This window comes from Dyadobacter sp. HNCC25DJ187, assembly GCF_056895255.1.
Genome location: NZ_JBXHAT010000001.1, coordinates 712,142 through 730,182 on the forward strand (window position 1 = coordinate 712,142; position 18,041 = coordinate 730,182).

The following is an 18,041-nucleotide window of genomic DNA, read 5'->3' on the forward strand; positions in this document are numbered from 1 at the left end:
GTTAAGATTAATTTTACGGTCAGTTTCTGCCGTTTCACTTCTTTTGTAAAAGTGCCATGTAAAATCCGTCGAATCCATCCTTGGCTACACTCGTCCTGTGCTCAGAAACAAACTTCCAATGAGATCCATACTTTTTCATGAAGCATTTCACCTGATCTTCCGACTCCGATGGCAATATACTACATGTCGCATATACCATTTTCCCTCCCGGCTTCACCATTCCAGAATAGGTACTGAGAATATGCCATTGTACCTGACGGATCGATTCCAAAAAAGTGGGCTTTAATTTCCATTTGCTATCAGGATTTCTTCTCAGCACCCCAAGGCCCGAGCATGGTACGTCCAGCAGGAGTCTGTCAGCTGTTTCTCTCAGTTTATTTATTACCTCATCTGACTCTATAATCATAGTATCAAGATTCGTAATGCCATTTCGGAAAGCCCTTCTTTTCAGTTCTGTCAACTTATGGGATTCGATGTCCATAGAAAGAATGGATCCGGTATTTTTCATCAGTGCCGCCAGATGGAGCGTTTTACCGCCTGCCCCGGCGCATGCATCGATCACACTCATTTCCGGTTTCACGTCCAGATAGGGTGCGATGAGCTGAGAACCTGCATCCTGTACCTCCAACAAACCATTCTTAAATACCTCCATACTGCCGATGTTTTGCCTTTTTTTCAAGACGATAGCATCTTCAACGCCGGGAAGTATCTCTACATTTTCCTCTCCCAGAATATCACATAATTGCGCTTTGTCGCTTTTTAAAGTATTTACACGCAAAACCAAAGGTGCCTGGTTATTCAAAGCATGCAGCTCTTTTTCCCATTCCTTACCAAGTTCTTTCTCACCTATCTCATCCAGCCAGTCCGGAATCGACTCTGCTATTTTCCTTACAGCCATTCCCTGGTGGTATAGACTTAGAACATCGTCTTTGCTGATAGAGGAGAACTCCTCCCATTCCGGTAAGTCAATATTGGAAGATAGCTGAAGTCTGTATGGCTTGATAATCTGCCAGCAGCCGAAAAGAATCCAGAATTCTTCTGTTTCAGTAGCACGAGGAATGCCCGCAACATACTTCACCAATCTCCACCAACGGACTATCTCATAGACGTTTTCGGCAATAAAAGCCCGGTCTCTTGCACCCCACCTTTTATTGGATTTTAAAACCTGCTCTACGACCCGATCGGCTTGTTTTTCCTTTACAAATATATCTCTCAGGCTGTTTACTACCGCTTCTGACAGTCCTCTGTGTATTTTCAATTGATTGATGATTATCAGTATTCTAAAACATTTAAAATCGTATGAGGGACAAAGGTCGCCAAAAAATATCCTAAGATTTGAAAATGAATCAAAATCGTATCAGGCCACCTATTTTACAGGTCCATAATGCTCACGGCTTATTCTTATCTTATCATCGCTAAAATCATAGTGCAGTCCTTAGGCAGAATACCAGCTAATAGATCTCGGGCAGTCCTGGTTATGTATCAAGTTCATCGTCGCGATATTAGAATCTGATAAGATGCGCTATTCAACTTATCTTGAAATAATTCAGTTTTAGTATAATCAGAACATCTGTTGTATATTGCACATTATATAATAGCATGATTTTGAATAAAATTAAGTGCAAGCAATACAAAATACAACATGAAGCTTTAAAAAATTATATTTCTATCACCAATAATTTTTTCTATCATCGTTAGAAATGGCTTCTGAAAGATCACAAGTTATATAGTAGGAATAATTTAAAGTCAATCAATGCAATTATTGAGATTTGCAAAAACATAAATTTTCAAATATTTAAGCCACGCAAAATACCTGACTCACTTACAATCCGTCATGCAAAAGTTTATTCCCCTTATTATTTTTATCCTTTTTTCATTCTCAGCTATATCGCAAAATAACCAGGGAGATGAAATTATCGGTGAATGGCTCAACGAGGATAAGGATGCCAAAATTGAAATCTATAAGAATGGATCTGCATATTTCGGGAAGGTAATATGGGGAACCGATTTTTTGGAATCCGACCGGGAGACATCCCGAAAAGATACCAAGAACCCCGACGAGAAACTTCGAAGTCGCAACCTGATTGATTCTCCTTTGCTTAATGATTTTGTATTTGTTGGTGGAATCTGGGATAACGGCACCTTTTATGATTTCAAGAGTGGTAAAACCTACAGTTGTACTATCAAAATGAAAAATAACAAGCTTGAAATCCGTAGCTATGTGGGCGTTTCCTTATTTGGTAAAAGCACTTACTGGGAACGACTAGAGTAACAAATCTTACCATATTCAGAATTACTATACTAAACGATAGTACAGTTTTTAACTCTTTCCGTAATACAAAGCTGTCTCGCTGTGTTGTTTTCCAAAAGACATTATAGCTAATGACAGATATCAAATTAGGAATTCTCGATCAATCCGTTGTCAGACAAGGATCTACGGTAACAGAAGCGATCCGGGAAACCATACAAACTGCTGTACTTGCTGAGAAGCTGGGATACAGCCGCCTGTGGGTATCCGAACATCATAATTCAGCATTTATTGCAGGCTCAACTCCTGAAGTTCTGATGGTGAAACTCGGAGACGCAACTTCTCATATTCGAATCGGATCCGGTGGCATTATGCTTCCTAATCACAGTGCTCTCAAAGTAGCGGAGAATTTCCGGATGCTGGAAACTTTGTTCCCGGGGCGCATCGACCTTGGAATGGGCAGAGCGCCAGGTACTGACAGAGTTACCTCATCCATTCTAAATCCCTCCAACGATTTTAGTGAGAGCAGTTACCTCAGACAACTGGAACATCTTCAACACTTTTTCCGCGATACAGCCGGAACAGAACGGGGATTTATTTATGCCACTCCTCAATCTCCGACTATACCTATGCAATGGATTCTGAGCTCCAGTGGCGGAAGCAGTAACATCGCAGCACGATTCGGTATGGGACTAGCTGTCGCGAAGTTTATTAACGGATTCGTAACGCCGGAGGTAGTTGAAACCTACAGGTGTAATTTCCGTCCCTCCGATCAATATGCAAATCCTCACGCTATTCTTTCCGTATTTGTTTTATGTGGCGAAACTGAAGAAAAAGCTGCTGCCATGCGTAAAATGATGGATTATATATTGGTGGAATTCGAAAGGGGAAAATTTGGTCCCTTCCCGAATATGGAAACAGTTGAAAAATACCAGTTCAATGCCGGCGAACTGGAGCGTATCAGATATAATAGTGGCAGAATTATCTCAGGTACAGCGGAATCAGTAAAAGAGCAACTGACCAATCTGGCGGCCAGGTTTGATGTAGATGAGATCATCATATCTACCATGGCCGCAACTGCTGAAGACCGTTTCCGTTCGTTTGAATTGATTGCAGAAGAATTTGGCTTGAAAAAATCTGCGGCTTAGTTCTATTTTTGCGGTTAAGAAGCACATCGGCTTCCTGCTAAACCTGAAAACTATGCCTGCGAATCGTTTCGACCGCATTATCGCTATTCTTATTCAACTCCAGTCACGGAAAATAGTCAGAGCGCAGGATTTGGCGGATCGGTTCGAAATCAGTCTGCGTACCATTTACAGAGATATTAACACTCTTGCCGAGGCAGGCGTACCCATCAGTGGCGAGGCAGGTGTAGGCTATTCATTAATGGAGGGCTACCGCCTGCCTCCTATCATGTTCACTAGAGAAGAAGCGCGTACCTTCATCACAGCAGAGAAATTGATGGAAAAATATACAGATCAGGCATCAATTGATTTGTATCGGTCGGCGATGTATAAGGTGAAAGCGGTATTACGAAGTAATGAGAAGACGATGGTCGAGAACCTCGAAAATCACATACAAATCCGTAAAAGTAATTTCGCGTTCAGCCCTTCCAATAATAATACACTAGACGCTTTATTGAAAAGTATTACCGAAAAAAAAATCGCCAGAATAAGCTATACGGCCATGGGGTTGACTGAGGCGGGTGATCGGTATATCGAACCTGTAGGTATTTATCACGAGTCAAACTTCTGGTATACAGTGGCTTTTTGCCACCTGAGAAATGCGTACAGGAACTTTCGCTCGGACAGAATCATGAATATTGAACTCTCAGAGCGATCATTTCAGCATCAGCATGCTCCGCTGGATCAGTTCCTGAATCAAGTTCGCGACGATCACAATTTACAACTCATTGTATTACAAATAGATAGATCTATCGTCAATTATATTGGTAATCAAAAATATTACTACGGATTCATTTCAGAAAAAGTGGTGGGCGATTATTGTGAAATGTCATTTTTGACAGGCCATATGAACAGTTTTGCACGTTGGTACCTGATGTTGGCCCCTAATTCGAGGATCGTCCAACCTGATATCCTGAAAACACACGTGGCCGACCTCATTGCCGGTATTACTGATCAACTTCATGATTAAAAGTTCTCAGCTTCCATGGCTGTGAAAGAAATGATTCTTAATATTGATAAAATTTAATAAATTATATTTAAAATAAAAGACTATAAATTCTATATTCTTTATAGAACTATATATTACTTTTGAAATCATTTCCCATTAAACCTTTGAAGCGTAATGAAATTCGAAACCTTGCAACTACATGCGGGACAGCAGCCCGACCCTGTAACCAACTCGCGTGCAGTACCTATTTATCAGACTACTTCCTATGTGTTCAACAATGCTGAACATGCAGCCAATCTTTTTGCACTTAAAGAATTCGGAAACATCTACACCAGGATTATGAATCCTACTAACGATGTTTTTGAAAAAAGAATAGCGGCACTTGAAGGTGGTGTGGCAGCTTTGGCAACAGCATCCGGGCATTCTGCGCAGTTTTTGGCTATCAATAATATTACCACCGTTGGCGACAACTTTGTTACGACATCTTTTCTTTACGGCGGATCTTATAATCAGTTTAAAAATTCCTTCAAAAACATAGGCGTTGAAGCGCGGTTCGCGGATGGTGACGATGTATCCAGCTTCGAAAAGCTGATTGATGATAAGACCAAGGCGATTTATCTGGAAACTATCGGAAACCCGAGTTACAGTATTCCTGATTTTGAGGCTTTTGCTGCCTTGGCCGCTAAATATGATCTCCCCATCATCGTTGACAATACATTTGGCGCGGCAGGAGCGATATCGCAGCCTATCAAACACGGTGCCCACGTGGTGGTGCAGTCTGCAACAAAATGGATCGGCGGACATGGAACATCCATCGGTGGTGTCATCGTAGATGCAGGAACTTTTAACTGGGGTAATGGAAAATATCCTCAATTCACAGAGCCTTCTCCAAGTTATCACGGTTTGGTATTCAATGACGTTTTCGGGATTGGAGGGCCATTTGGTAATATCCAGTTCATCATCAGGGCGCGCGTAGAAGGATTGCGTGACTGGGGGCCGTCGTTATCACCTTTTAACTCATTCCTTTTCCTGCAAGGCGTTGAAACACTTACGCTACGTGTAGAAAGAATTGCTGAAAACGCTTTAAAAGTGGCGCAATGGCTGGAACAACATCCAAAGGTTGAAAGTGTAAACTACCTGGGACTGGAAGGCAACAAATACCATCATCTGGCTCAAAAATATCTCACCCGAGGTTTTGGTGGTGTACTTTCATTCGCATTAAAAGGAGATAAAAAAACAGCAGAGCATTTTGTAGACAAACTGGAATTAATCAGCAACCTGGCCAATGTAGGTGATGCAAAAACACTAATCATTCACCCGGCTTCCACAACGCACTCGCAACTCTCTGATCAGGAGCAGCTGGCGGCTGGCGTACTGCCAACCCAACTGAGATTATCAGTGGGTATTGAACACATCGACGATATTATAGCAGATATTGAAAATGCGCTGAATCAGTAAAAAGACACAAGTGACGGGATCTTACATTGCTGGATCCCGTTACTTGTATCATCTATCCTACTCGGTGATACCTTCCAGTGCAAACAGAAAGGCATATTGAAGCGCCACTTCTTTCAAATACTCAAATCTTCCTGAGGCTCCGCCATGCCCCGCTTCCATGTTGGTTTTTAAAAGTAGCACGTTCTTATCTGTTTTTAGTTTTCTAAGTCTGGCAACCCATTTTGCAGGTTCAAAATATTGCACCTGACTATCATGCAAACCGGTCGTAACGAGCATATTCGGATATGCTTTGCTCTCCACATTGTCGTATGGAGAATACGATTTCATATAATCGTAAAATTCTCTATCGGCCGGATTACCCCATTCATCAAACTCATTGGTTGTCAATGGGATAGACTCATCCAGCATAGTCGTTACAACATCCACAAAAGGCACATCAGCAATAATGCCATTCCAGAGATCCGGTCTCATATTGGCGATCGCCCCCATCAAGAGCCCACCTGCACTCCCTCCTTCTGCATACAGGTGCTCGCTGCTTGTAAAACGCTCGCTGATCAGATACTCTCCACAGGCGATGAAGTCTTCAAACGTATTCTTTTTCCGGAATAGCTTTCCATCTTCATACCAATGTCTTCCCATTTCCTGGCCTCCGCGCACGTGTGCAATGGCAAATACGAATCCACGGTTCAACAAGCTTAACCGCCCGGAGCTAAAGCCTGCGTCCATACTGTTACCGTAGGAGCCATATGCATATAGCAGTAACGGTGACTGCGTGTTTCTTTCAAAACCCTTTTTATATACCAGCGAGATAGGGACACGTGTTTCATCTATTGAAACAGCATAAAGCCTTTCTGTAACATATTCGTCCGGTTCATAGCCCCCTACTATCTCTTGTCGCTTTTTAAGGACCTTCTCCCGACTCACCATATCATAATCATACACTGAATTGGGTGTCGTAAGCGATGTGTAGATGTATCTTAAAGACGTGCTGTCATATTCCGGATTTGAACCTGAATAAGCTGCATAGGCCGGTTCTCCAAAATCGACATGATGTTCCTGTGATGAATTCTCATTTCTTATTCTCAACTGAATTAGTCCGTTTTTACGCTCTGTAATCACCAGAAAATCCCGGAATACATCAATGCCTTCCAGCAGCACATCATCCCTATGACCGATTACTTCCTTCCAATTCTCTACACCCGTCTTATCCAGAGGAGTCTCCATTAACCTGAAGTTAAGTGCATCTTTATTGGTAACAATCAAAAAACGATCGTTATGATGTTCTATATCATAAAGCACATCTTTGATACGAGGCTGAAAAATAGCAAATTCACCTTCGGGATAATCCGCATTGAGAATCAGATATTCCGATGACATGGTGGCTGATGAAGCAATGACAATAAACTGCTCAGACTTAGTTTTGCCAACACCAATGTAATTACTGTTATCCGTCTCAGTGTAAACGACAACGTCTTCTGCTTCGCTTGAACCTAGTTTATGACGTTTGATTTTCTCACTGAGCAGCGTCTGCGGATTGGTGGCTGTGTAGAACAAAGTTTTATTGTCATTGCCCCATTCTGATCCGCCGCTGGTTGGAAAAATAGAATCTGAAAGCAGCTCACCTGTTTCCAGATCTTTGATGAATAACGTATACTGCCGACGGGAAACTGTATCTACGCCGTAAGCCAATAATCTGTTATCCGGACTGATATTAAATCCTGTTACAGAATAATAGGCATGCCCCTCAGACATCCGATCTACATCCAGTAGAATTTCCTCTTCTGCTTCCAGTGATGCTTTCTTTCTGCAATACTTAAAATACTGTTCGCCTTCCTCACTTCTGGTGTAATAAAAATAACCATTGCTGTATACCGGAACCGATTCGTCAGTCTCTTTGATCCGTGATTTCATCTCTTGGTAAAGATCGGATTGGAGTTGATCAGTACCTGTCATCATAGAATTGGTATAGTCATTTTCGGAATTCAGGTAAGCCACTACCCGATCACTGTCCGGACCTTCTCTAAAAAAATCACCCATCCAGTAATACTCGTCGTTCCTCAAGTCTCCATGTCTCCCTGTCTCAAATGGCTTTTCTTCCGCTACCGGTGGAGTTAATACCGGCCATTGATATGCTCGTTTCACTGTTATCTGTGGTTATAAATTAAATATTAATCGCTCAATTATTTATAAAAACGCCATTTAAAGTCATTACAGGCCTAAAATTAAATACATATTATACTTATTAAAAATAAATATCTTTAAAAAAGTATAATACTTTTAATAATATTAAATGTATTATACTTTAAATAAATTACATTAGTTCTAATATTTAACTACATTTTAATTGTACCGATACAAATATTACAAATAATAAGTACGTACAATTTAAAATGTATAAATCTTTAAATATGTTTTAGTATTTTAATACATATTATACTTTTTGTATGTGTAAATATTTACAAAATGTAGTAAAAGTTACCCGATAAATGTTCCGTGCTGTTCCCTAATCCTGCCATACATACATTATATTTGAGTTTCGAAATTAACAGTTCTTATGGATAAACCGGTTCACAAGCTTTTCTTGCTCGACGCGATGGCGTTGATATATCGTGCTCATTTTGCTTTTATCAAGGCGCCGAGAATCACATCGAAAGGCTTAAACACCAGCGCCGTTTTTGGTTTCACAAACACACTGCTGGAAGTATTACATAAAGAAAAACCGACACATATTGGTGTAGCATTCGATACCTCCGCACCCACTTTCAGACATGTCCAATACGAAGCCTATAAAGCGCAGCGTGAGGCACAGCCGGAAGATATTACAGTAGCTATTCCGTTGGTAAAGAAGTTGCTGGAAGCGATGTGCATTCCTATTCTGGTGTTGGATGGCTTTGAAGCAGACGATATCATTGGAACCATTGCAAAGGAAGCATCTCATGAAGGATTCGAAGTGTACATGATGACACCCGATAAAGATTATGGCCAGTTGGTAGAGCAATACGTGCATATCTACAAGCCCGCATTTATGGGTAAGGGAGCTGAAGTACTCGGCGTACAGCAAATACTTGATCGCTGGCAAATACAACGTATTGATCAGGTCATTGACATACTGGGCCTCATGGGCGATGCGGTGGACAACATCCCGGGTATACCAGGTGTTGGTGAGAAAACGGCACAAAAGCTCATTGCTGAATATGATACCATAGAAAACCTGCTTGCACATGCAAATGAGATCAAAGGGAAGTTAGGGGAAAAAGTCAGAGAGTTTGGTCATCAGGCCATCCTCAGCAAACAGTTAGCAACTATCGATATCAAAGTGCCTGTGCCATTTGATGCAGAAGACCTCAGAGTGTGTTCGGCCAATACCGAGAAGATTAATACATTGTTCGATGAACTGGAATTCAAAACACTTCGTCAACGCGTATTAGGAACGGCTGCACCAGTGACAACAACTTCTACTCCGGTGAAAACCAAAGTTGCACCTAAACCAGGGCAAATGGATCTTTTTGGCAACCCAACCGAAGAAATTGGCCATCAGCCAGCGATTGTAAGTGAAAACATTGCAGATCCGAACGGGGCAACCTATGATGGAGATTATGAAACTGCATTGCCAGTTACCAAACGGACCATCGATAACACTTTTCACCGTTACCATACTGTGGATACACCAGAGCTGATGGACAGTCTCGTTCGTTATCTGAGCTTACAGGATGCAATTTGTTTTGATACCGAGACTACCTCGTTGGATGCCGTAGATGCCGAGCTTGTTGGCATTTCATTCGCTTACAATCCTGGTGAGGCATTTTATATTCCCATACCGGCAGATCAGGTTTTAGCTCAGGAGATCGTTGAACGTTTCCGTCCGGTATTTGAAAATGAATCTATTGAGAAAATAGGGCAAAATATTAAGTATGATCTCCTGGTTCTCAAAAATTACAGTATAGACGTAAAAGGGAAACTCAGCGATACCATGCTTGCACATTATCTGTTGCAACCTGATAAGAGACATGGGATGGACATTCTTTCAGCTTCTTATCTGAACTATGAACCGGTATCAATCACTTCGCTCATTGGCAAAAAAGGGGTCAAACAAAGTACTATGAGGGATGTGGGCATACCGGAGATCACGCAGTATGCCGGAGAAGACGCCGATATTACACTCCAACTGCATCAGATTTTTAGTAAGCAATTGCCAAAAGTTCATGCAGAAAGGCTCTACCGCAATGTGGAGATGCCGTTGGTGAAAGTACTTGCAGGAATGGAAAATACCGGAGTCAGGTTGAACATTACTGCCCTGAATGAAATGTCCGCCGTGCTCGAAACCGACATCAGACAGACTGAAACGGAGATTTTTGAAATTGCAGGTCAGTCATTTAACATCAGCTCTCCCAAGCAGCTTGGTGAAATTCTCTTCGATCAGATGAAGCTGATTACTAAGCCCAAGAAAACCAAAACCGGCCAATATGCAACAGGCGAAGAGATTCTTTCAGATCTTGAAAATGATCATGCTATTGCACGTAAGATTCTTGATTACAGGGAATTGCAAAAGTTAAAATCTACGTATGTAGATGCGTTGCCAACATTGGTGAGCGCGCGTACCGGGAGAATACACACCTCTTACAACCAGGCTGTAGCTGCAACCGGAAGACTCAGCTCTACCAACCCCAACCTTCAGAACATACCGATTCGCACTCCGCGCGGACGGGAAATCCGGAAAGCATTCGTACCGGATAACGAAGAATTTCAGATCATGTCTGCAGATTATTCGCAAATTGAGCTACGGATCATGGCCGCGTTCAGCAAGGACGAAAGTATGATTGAAGCATTCAACCAGGGAAGGGATATTCACGCTACTACGGCTAGTAAAGTCTTTAAGGTGCCTCTTGCAGAAGTAACTTCTGACATGCGCCGTAAATCCAAAATGGTCAATTTTGGTATCATCTATGGTATTTCAGCTTTTGGTCTGAGTCAGCGCCTGGCCATTCCAAGAGGTGAAGCTGCGGAGATTATCAAAGCTTATTTCGAAGAATTCCCTGCCGTGAAAGCATATATGGATCAGGTAATTAATGATGCCCGAGAGAAAGAATATGTAGAAACCATTTTGGGCCGCAGAAGATATGTACCGGACATCAATTCCCGCAACCAGACAAACCGTGGCTATGCAGAACGTAATGCCATTAATGCGCCTATTCAGGGCTCGGCAGCCGATATGATCAAAGTTGCGATGATTAACATCCACGATTTTATTGAAAAAGAAAAGCTGAGATCACGTATGATACTACAGGTGCATGATGAATTGGTTTTCGATGTGCACCGTGACGAAATAACTTTTTTAAAGGAAAAGGTAGATGAGTTGATGCAGAATGCCATTCCCCTTCAGGTCAAGATGGAAACCGGCATCGGAATCGGTTCCAACTGGCTGGAAGCGCACTGATATATCTCATTTACACTGAGGTAAATGAAAAAGACCGCTTCGGGCGGTCTTTTTCATTTATTAGGATAGACAAATACTATACGCAGATTAATATGTATAAGCTTCCTTAAGCAGCCTACTAAAACTTCCTAAAAAATCACGGTATATTCGTAAAAAAAGTACGATATTCGGTCTTTAATTGTGAACCTTACACTTAATAAAGCTCAATGCAAAGTTTGTTTCAGAAGTTTTCCTTACTCCTTGCTGCCTGTCCGTTGGCTGTGATGGCACAAGACGGAAAAGGTAACTACACCCCGCTAACCCTTAAAGATCTGAGTGGATTTGAGAAGCCGGCTTCCAACTGGTCTCTTCAATCGGGTATTGTCATCAACCCGACATCTGCTTCTAAACCTAAACTAACATCCGGAGATGGTATTTTGATCGGAACCCCCGGCTCACCTATCACATCGGTAGTGAAAGCTTCCGATTTGAGATTGTCGCTCGAATTCATGGTATCGCCCGGTTCAGAGGGATATTTAATCCTTCCTGGCAACCAGAGAGTCAGAATTGGTGATAGTTCAAAACAGACAGAAACCAATTCACAGACAACAGGCTACCTGGGCCAGTTCCCGACACAGAACGCAGCCAAGTCTCCGGGATTGTGGCAACAACTGGATCTGGCTTACGATGTCTCGGTACCGCTGCAAACCAGCTCTGCCCGGCTGAATCAGCTCACACTGAATGGTGTAACTGTTCTGGAAACGGTTTACCTGCCTGTTCATAGTCCTGTTACTGCAGCGCAGCCTATCGCCCTGGAAGTAACCAAAGGAACCATCGCATTCCGTAATATCGGATACCAGCTTCTGGCAAGCCGTAAACCTTTGGCTTTGGAAAATCTGAAATACAAAGTTTATTCGGACAAATGGGATAGCAAAACTTACAGCAAACTGGACCACGAAGGATCTTCAGTACAATTAACCCAGGAAGTAACCAATGGGATGCGTGAATTCCATTTGGTATATGAAGGTGATATAGATGCCACCGAAGCAGGTGAATACATCTTCACGACCATCTACCAAGGCAACATGTTCTCCCTTGATGTAGACGGAAAAACGATCATTGACAAAACAGAGAGCTCCTCTCAGGAAAGTCACGCCGGATCAGTCAACCTGACCCAGGGCAAACATAAGTTTAAAATCCACTATTCCCGCTTCCCGTGGCGGCAACCAGCGTTAGGTCTGCGCGTCGAAAAAGCAGGTATAAGACCTTATGACCTTCATGCGCTCTCTTCTTTGCCCGAACCAGAGCCAAAGCCATACATCGCAGTACAACCTGAACAGAAGACAGAGACTGTACGATCATTTGTCCAACTGGATGGCGAAGCTGCCAAACGTACTCATTGTATATCTGTAGGTACCCCACAGGGCTGGAACTATACAGTTGATTTGAACCGCGGTGCATTATTGCATGCATGGAGAGGTCAATTTGCCAATGTAACTGAGATGTGGTACGAACGTGGCGAGCCGCAACTGCTTTTCCCGGCTGGACTTAAAGCTCCGGTTTCAGGCAAGAGCAGTATAGCTGTACTATCACAACAAACAACTGCATGGCCGGATTCATCTGATATCAACTTTTTGGGTTATAAGCTGGATGAAAATGGAAACCCTGCATTTCGGTATGCAATCAGTTCGGCTGTTGTAGTTGATAAACTGACACCGGCTGGTAATGGTATGAGCCGTACTTTCCAGTTGGAAGGAAAGCCATCACAACCTGTGTATGCCCTGGCTGCCAGCGGTAAAAACATCGTGATGATTGAAAAGGGACTTTATCAGGTAGATAATCGCTATTTTATACAAATAGACAAAAAGACATCCGCTACAATCAGACCGTCTGACGGAGGTAACGAGCTTATTCTACCTGTTACAGGGAATACTGCCTACACCATGTTCTGGTAGGTCCCGTTAAATTAAACTTTGACTCAATTACGATTCCGAATCAATGAAAAATATACTTTTAACTACCCTCATTACTTTTGGCTACGTTGGCGCACAGGCACAGTCAGCCCAGAAAAAAGAGGATGATTACTACCGCATCATCACCATCCCGATTCCCGAAAATGTGAAGATGGAAGTTGGGGGCTTACAGGCTCTTCCGGACGGACGTTTGGCAGCATCTACCCGTCGCGGAGAGGTTTGGATGATCTCAAATCCCTATCTGAAAGGTGACGGACGCCCTTCTTTCAAGCGGTTTGCTTCCGGACTGCATGAACCTCTCGGACTCCTGTACAGAGGCAAGGACTTCCTGATTTCTCAACGTGGAGAGGTAACACGCCTGGAAGACACCAATAACGATGGCGAAGCTGACGTTTACGAATCTTTTGCCAAATGGCCTCTTTCCGGTAACTACCACCAGTATTCATACGGACCGGTGAAATTACCAAACGGAGAAATGATCGTTACCCTGAACCTTGACTGGATTGGTAAAGGAGCGAGTCAGTCCAAATGGAGAGGCTGGATGCTTAAACTGGGGGAAGATGGTAAACTTACGCCTTATGCAACTGGTCTTCGCTCTCCATCTGCTTTCGGATCTTACAAAGGAGATATATTCTACACTGAAAACCAGGGAGACTGGGTTGGTTCAGGACGTATGACCCATCTTGAAAAAGGCGACTTTGCAGGAAACCCTGCCGGATTGAGATGGAGCGGAGAAGAAGGTTCCCCTGTGAAACTGAAACCAGAGGATATTCCCGATACTGGCGAGCCGCTTTATGACGTTGCCAAAAGAACTCCGGGTCTTAAAGCACCTGCAATCTGGTTTCCTCACACGATCATAGGTATTTCTACTGCTGGTTTTGTTGAAGATGCAACCAATGGCGCGTTTGGTCCTTTTGCAGGGCAAATGTTTGTGGGTGATCAGGGTCATAGCATTATCTCACGCGTAGACCTTGAAAAAGTGAATGGCGTATGGCAGGGAGCAGTTTTTCCTTTCCGCGAAGGTTTTATGTCAGGTATTCTAAGACTGGAATGGGGATTGGATGGCTCTATTTTTGTGGGGCAGACAAGCCGTGGCTGGTCAGCTACAGGGAAATCTGAGTTTGGCATCCAGAGACTTGTGTGGACGGGAAAAATGCCGTTTGAAATGAAGAATGTGCGTTCTATGCCAGACGGTTTTGAAATTACATTCACAAGTCCGGTTGACAAGGCAGCCGCTGCGGCACAGGATGCCTACAAACTAAGTAGCTTTACTTACAAATACCACCACACCTACGGTAGTCCGATAGTAAATACCAATGAAGTACCGTTAAAGGGAATTATTGTGTCAGAAGACGGTCTTAAAGTAAGACTTGTTGTGGATCCTGGAGTACTTCGGAAGGGTTATGTCCATGAAATTAAGGCAGATGGTGTACGCGGTACCGAAGGTAACTCGCTGCTGCACAATACGGGCTATTACACCCTGAATGAAATTGCAGGTGGTACTCCGGTAAATAGCGCTCAGTATACAACTACTGTAAAAGCGACTGTTGACCACAGCGCGCATACCGTGCCGGCTGCTGAAACGAATACGGCAGTTGTAACGGCAAAAAGGACAGCTGAAATGCCCGCAAGCTGGACTAAGCCTGACCAGGTGATTATCATCGGAACCGTTCCGGGATTGAAATTCGATATCTCTGAAATACAGGTGAAAGCAGGCAGCAAAGTGAAAATTGTTTTTAACAACAACGACGATATGCTGCATAACCTGGTAATCACCAAGCCTGGAACAGCCAACGCAGTGGGTGAAGCAGGACTCAATCTAGGACTGAAAGGTTCTGAAATGCATTATGTGCCTAATAGTGCTGACGTTCTCTTCCACAGTAACATCGTAGAACCGGAAAAATCGGAGTCGCTGTACTTTGTAGCACCGAAACAAACAGGTACCTACCAATACGTTTGTACCTTCCCAGGGCATTATACATTGATGCAAGGAAAATTAAAAGTTACCAAATAAGTAGTAATTGCATAGTATCAACCCCGGTTTCGAATCAGTTTTCTGGTTGGAAGCCGGGGTTTCGTTTTGATGGATGGCTTCGTAAGACGGAATACTGACTAATTCATGTTCAACCCCTACAGGGCTGACTTTCAGGCAGATACACCTTTTCTATCCCCAGGTTTTACCCGGAGCTACTTCATTTTTTCCGGGTTTTACCCGGACCTATTCAAATTGAATCCCTCTGGGATTCTTTCTCCTCACCAGATACGTGCTATTTGCTCCCGCACTTCTATGCATACAACAAAACAAGTCCGGAGGTCTTGAATACGAATAACGCCGGGTGAAACCCGGGGGATGCAGATAATGCCAGCTCAACAGCAACCCGGTTAAGGGTTGAACATTACATAAAACATAGAAATGAAACGGCATCATCTACCCTGTTTTGACTCACTATAACAAATTGTTCATTAAACCTTAAACACCGAAAAACTGCTGCAGTCGTATAATTTTAGTATTTTGCAAGCTTCACTCCCCACTGATTTATGAAGAACATACGCAACGTACTATTCTACACAATTACCATCGGAGCACTCTCGGTACTACTTTACTGGTTTATGATCCAGGGGCAGTTACTTGAAAATCCACAACTAGCATTAATACAGAAAAGCCAGAACCTGTCATCTTTTGATCAGTTCACTGATACCTTATTCCACGACCTCACGAATCCACTTGCGATACTGCTTTTACAGATTATCACCATCATCATCACAGCCAGAATTTTTGGCTGGTTTTGCAGAAAAATAGGTCAACCATCCGTTATTGGTGAAATTGCGGCAGGTATATTTCTGGGTCCGTCGGTAGTCGGGATGTTTTTTCCTGAATTTTCCGGTTTTCTTTTCCCTCTCAAATCCCTGGGAAATTTACAATTCCTCAGTCAGATCGGACTTATACTGTTTATGTTCATCATTGGGATGGAACTTGACCTGAAAGTGCTGAAAACCAAAGCACAGGAAGCCATAGTCATCAGCCATGCCAGTATAGTGCTTCCGTTCTCGCTGGGAGTTGGTCTTGCACTCTTTATTTACAAAGACTTTGCGCCTGATAACATTAACTTCTTATCATTCGCTTTATTCATAGGTATCGCGTTGAGCATTACAGCGTTTCCGGTTCTGGCCCGGATTGTACAGGAGAGAGGATTGTCCAAAACCAGGCTTGGCATGATGGTAATCACCTGCGCAGCTACCGACGATATTACGGCATGGTGTATTCTGGCAGCAGTCATTGCCATCGTGAAAGCTGGGTCTTTTGTGAGCTCCATATATACAATTATTCTGGCGGCTACTTATGTGGCGATTATGGTGTACGCAGTAAAGCCTGTTTTGAAAAGAATTGGTGATCATTACAGTTATAAAGAAGGACTTACGAAACCTGTTGTAGGCATTTTCTTTCTGATGCTGATCGGTTCTGCCTATTGCACCGAAGTAATTGGAATACATGCTCTGTTTGGTGCATTTATGGCAGGGGTTATCATGCCTGACAATCTGAACTTCCGCAATATATTTATAGAAAAGGTCGAAGACGTATCGATGGTATTGCTCCTTCCCTTATTCTTCGTATTTACTGGCCTTCGTACACAAATCGGTCTGATCAACGATCCCTACCTATGGCAGATAACCGGCTGGATCATAGCGGCGGCTGTTGTGGGTAAATTTATCGGGAGCGCGGTAGCAGCGCGCTTTGTTAAGCAGAGCTGGCGCGACAGCCTCATTATCGGATCTTTGATGAACACACGCGGATTAATGGAGCTGGTTGTGCTTAACATTGGATACGATATAGGTGTATTATCTCCTGAAATATTTGCGATGATGGTTATTATGGCGCTGGCAACCACATGTATGACAGGCCCCGCGCTTGACTTGATTGATCGCTTTATGCCCGTTGCCCAGGAGTCAGCTGATGCGGATGTACCCAAGTCCGGATTCTCAATTGCCATGGCATTTGCCAGTCCGCTCGGAGCGAGAAAGATGTTAAAAGTAGCCAAAGCTTTGCTGATTGCAGATCCAAACCAGAAAGTCACAGCGCTGCATCTTACGCCAAGCAGTTACCTCAACCATACCAATACAGAACAGTATGAGCAGGAAACATTCCATCCGGTTCTGGACGAAGCCCGAGCGCTTCAACTACCTGTTGCTACTCTTTTCAAGCCGTCTCAGGATATTGAACATGACTTGATCCAAACAGCTAACCACGGTAATTTTGACCTGTTGCTGATGGGCGTCGGTCACAGTGTTTTTGAAGGAACCCTCCTTGGGAAAGTATTGGGAATCACGACAAAAATCATCAGTCCCGTGCGGCTGTTCGACACCATTACAGGTAAGGAAAAGCTCTTTCATAACGATATATTTGACGAACGTACTAGTCATGTAATCCGCTCTGTTAAAACGCATGTAGCCCTATTGATCGATAAGAACCTGACAGCGGTACGCAAGATTTTTATACCTCTGTTCAACAAAGAAGATATCTTTTTGCTGAGTTTCGCAGTGCGGATGAACGCCAATCCTGATGTAAAAATCACAATCATAGACCCTTCAGGGTTATTGGAGGTAAATCAGGATGCACGGAAGTTCTTTCACACAATGGAATCCTCAACCAAGGGCAACGTAAAAATCTATTATGAGAATGCTTTGGAAAAGGAGTTTCTTCAGCAACAGGATTTAATGATGATCAGCTATGACAGCTGGAAAATGGCTGTAGAATCGCATAGTTTATGGCTCTCTTTTTCACCTTCTGTACTTGTTGTTCGTAAGTAACGTCCCGATT

At 43.1% G+C, this 18,041-nt stretch carries 10 protein-coding genes; 8 read left to right on the plus strand and 2 right to left on the minus strand.

Annotated elements, in window-relative coordinates:
* Window positions 1-34 precede the first annotated feature (34 nt).
* Window positions 35-1,258, minus strand: a complete 1,224-nt coding sequence (locus tag AC1XUE_RS02890) for an RsmB/NOP family class I SAM-dependent RNA methyltransferase (protein WP_483354424.1) — start codon at window positions 1,256-1,258, stop codon at window positions 35-37.
* Between the two features lie 576 nt (window positions 1,259-1,834).
* Between AC1XUE_RS02890 and AC1XUE_RS02895 the strand changes: the two genes are divergently transcribed.
* The 4 genes from AC1XUE_RS02895 (at window position 1,835) to AC1XUE_RS02910 (ending at window position 5,839) form a co-directional block, all read left to right on the plus strand.
* Window positions 1,835-2,272, plus strand: a complete 438-nt coding sequence (locus AC1XUE_RS02895; protein WP_483354425.1) for a DUF2147 domain-containing protein — start codon at window positions 1,835-1,837, stop codon at window positions 2,270-2,272.
* A gap of 110 nt (window positions 2,273-2,382) precedes the next feature.
* Window positions 2,383-3,396 (plus strand): LLM class flavin-dependent oxidoreductase, encoded by a 1,014-nt coding sequence (locus AC1XUE_RS02900; RefSeq protein ID WP_483354426.1) that lies wholly within the window; start codon window positions 2,383-2,385, stop codon window positions 3,394-3,396.
* 52 nt (window positions 3,397-3,448) lie between these two features.
* On the plus strand, window positions 3,449-4,402 hold the full coding sequence (locus AC1XUE_RS02905; protein WP_483354427.1) for a helix-turn-helix transcriptional regulator: 954 nt from the start codon (window positions 3,449-3,451) through the stop codon (window positions 4,400-4,402).
* Between the two features lie 153 nt (window positions 4,403-4,555).
* Window positions 4,556-5,839, plus strand: a complete 1,284-nt coding sequence (locus AC1XUE_RS02910) for an O-acetylhomoserine aminocarboxypropyltransferase/cysteine synthase family protein (protein WP_483354428.1) — start codon at window positions 4,556-4,558, stop codon at window positions 5,837-5,839.
* Between the two features lie 57 nt (window positions 5,840-5,896).
* Here the strand turns inward: AC1XUE_RS02910 and AC1XUE_RS02915 are convergent, their stop codons facing one another.
* A complete protein-coding gene (locus AC1XUE_RS02915; RefSeq protein ID WP_483354429.1) occupies window positions 5,897-7,981 on the minus strand; it encodes a S9 family peptidase in 2,085 nt (694 codons plus the stop codon).
* 412 nt (window positions 7,982-8,393) lie between these two features.
* Here AC1XUE_RS02915 and polA point away from each other — a divergent pair, with 412 nt between their 5' ends.
* The 4 genes from polA to AC1XUE_RS02935 all read left to right on the plus strand — a co-directional run bounded on the left by polA (window position 8,394) and on the right by AC1XUE_RS02935 (window position 18,031).
* Complete coding sequence (gene polA, locus AC1XUE_RS02920) at window positions 8,394-11,273, plus strand: DNA polymerase I (protein WP_483354430.1); 2,880 nt, start codon at window positions 8,394-8,396, stop codon at window positions 11,271-11,273.
* A gap of 206 nt (window positions 11,274-11,479) precedes the next feature.
* Entirely contained in the window at window positions 11,480-13,207 is a 1,728-nt protein-coding gene (locus AC1XUE_RS02925; protein ID WP_483354431.1) for a 3-keto-alpha-glucoside-1,2-lyase-like domain-containing protein, read from the plus strand.
* Window positions 13,208-13,250: 43 nt separating this feature from the next.
* The gene (locus AC1XUE_RS02930) at window positions 13,251-15,239 is read left to right on the plus strand and encodes a plastocyanin/azurin family copper-binding protein (protein WP_483354432.1); all 1,989 of its coding nucleotides are present in this window, start codon (window positions 13,251-13,253) and stop codon (window positions 15,237-15,239) included.
* Window positions 15,240-15,763: 524 nt separating this feature from the next.
* Window positions 15,764-18,031, plus strand: a complete 2,268-nt coding sequence (locus AC1XUE_RS02935; protein WP_483354433.1) for a cation:proton antiporter — start codon at window positions 15,764-15,766, stop codon at window positions 18,029-18,031.
* Window positions 18,032-18,041: the final 10 nt, after the last annotated feature.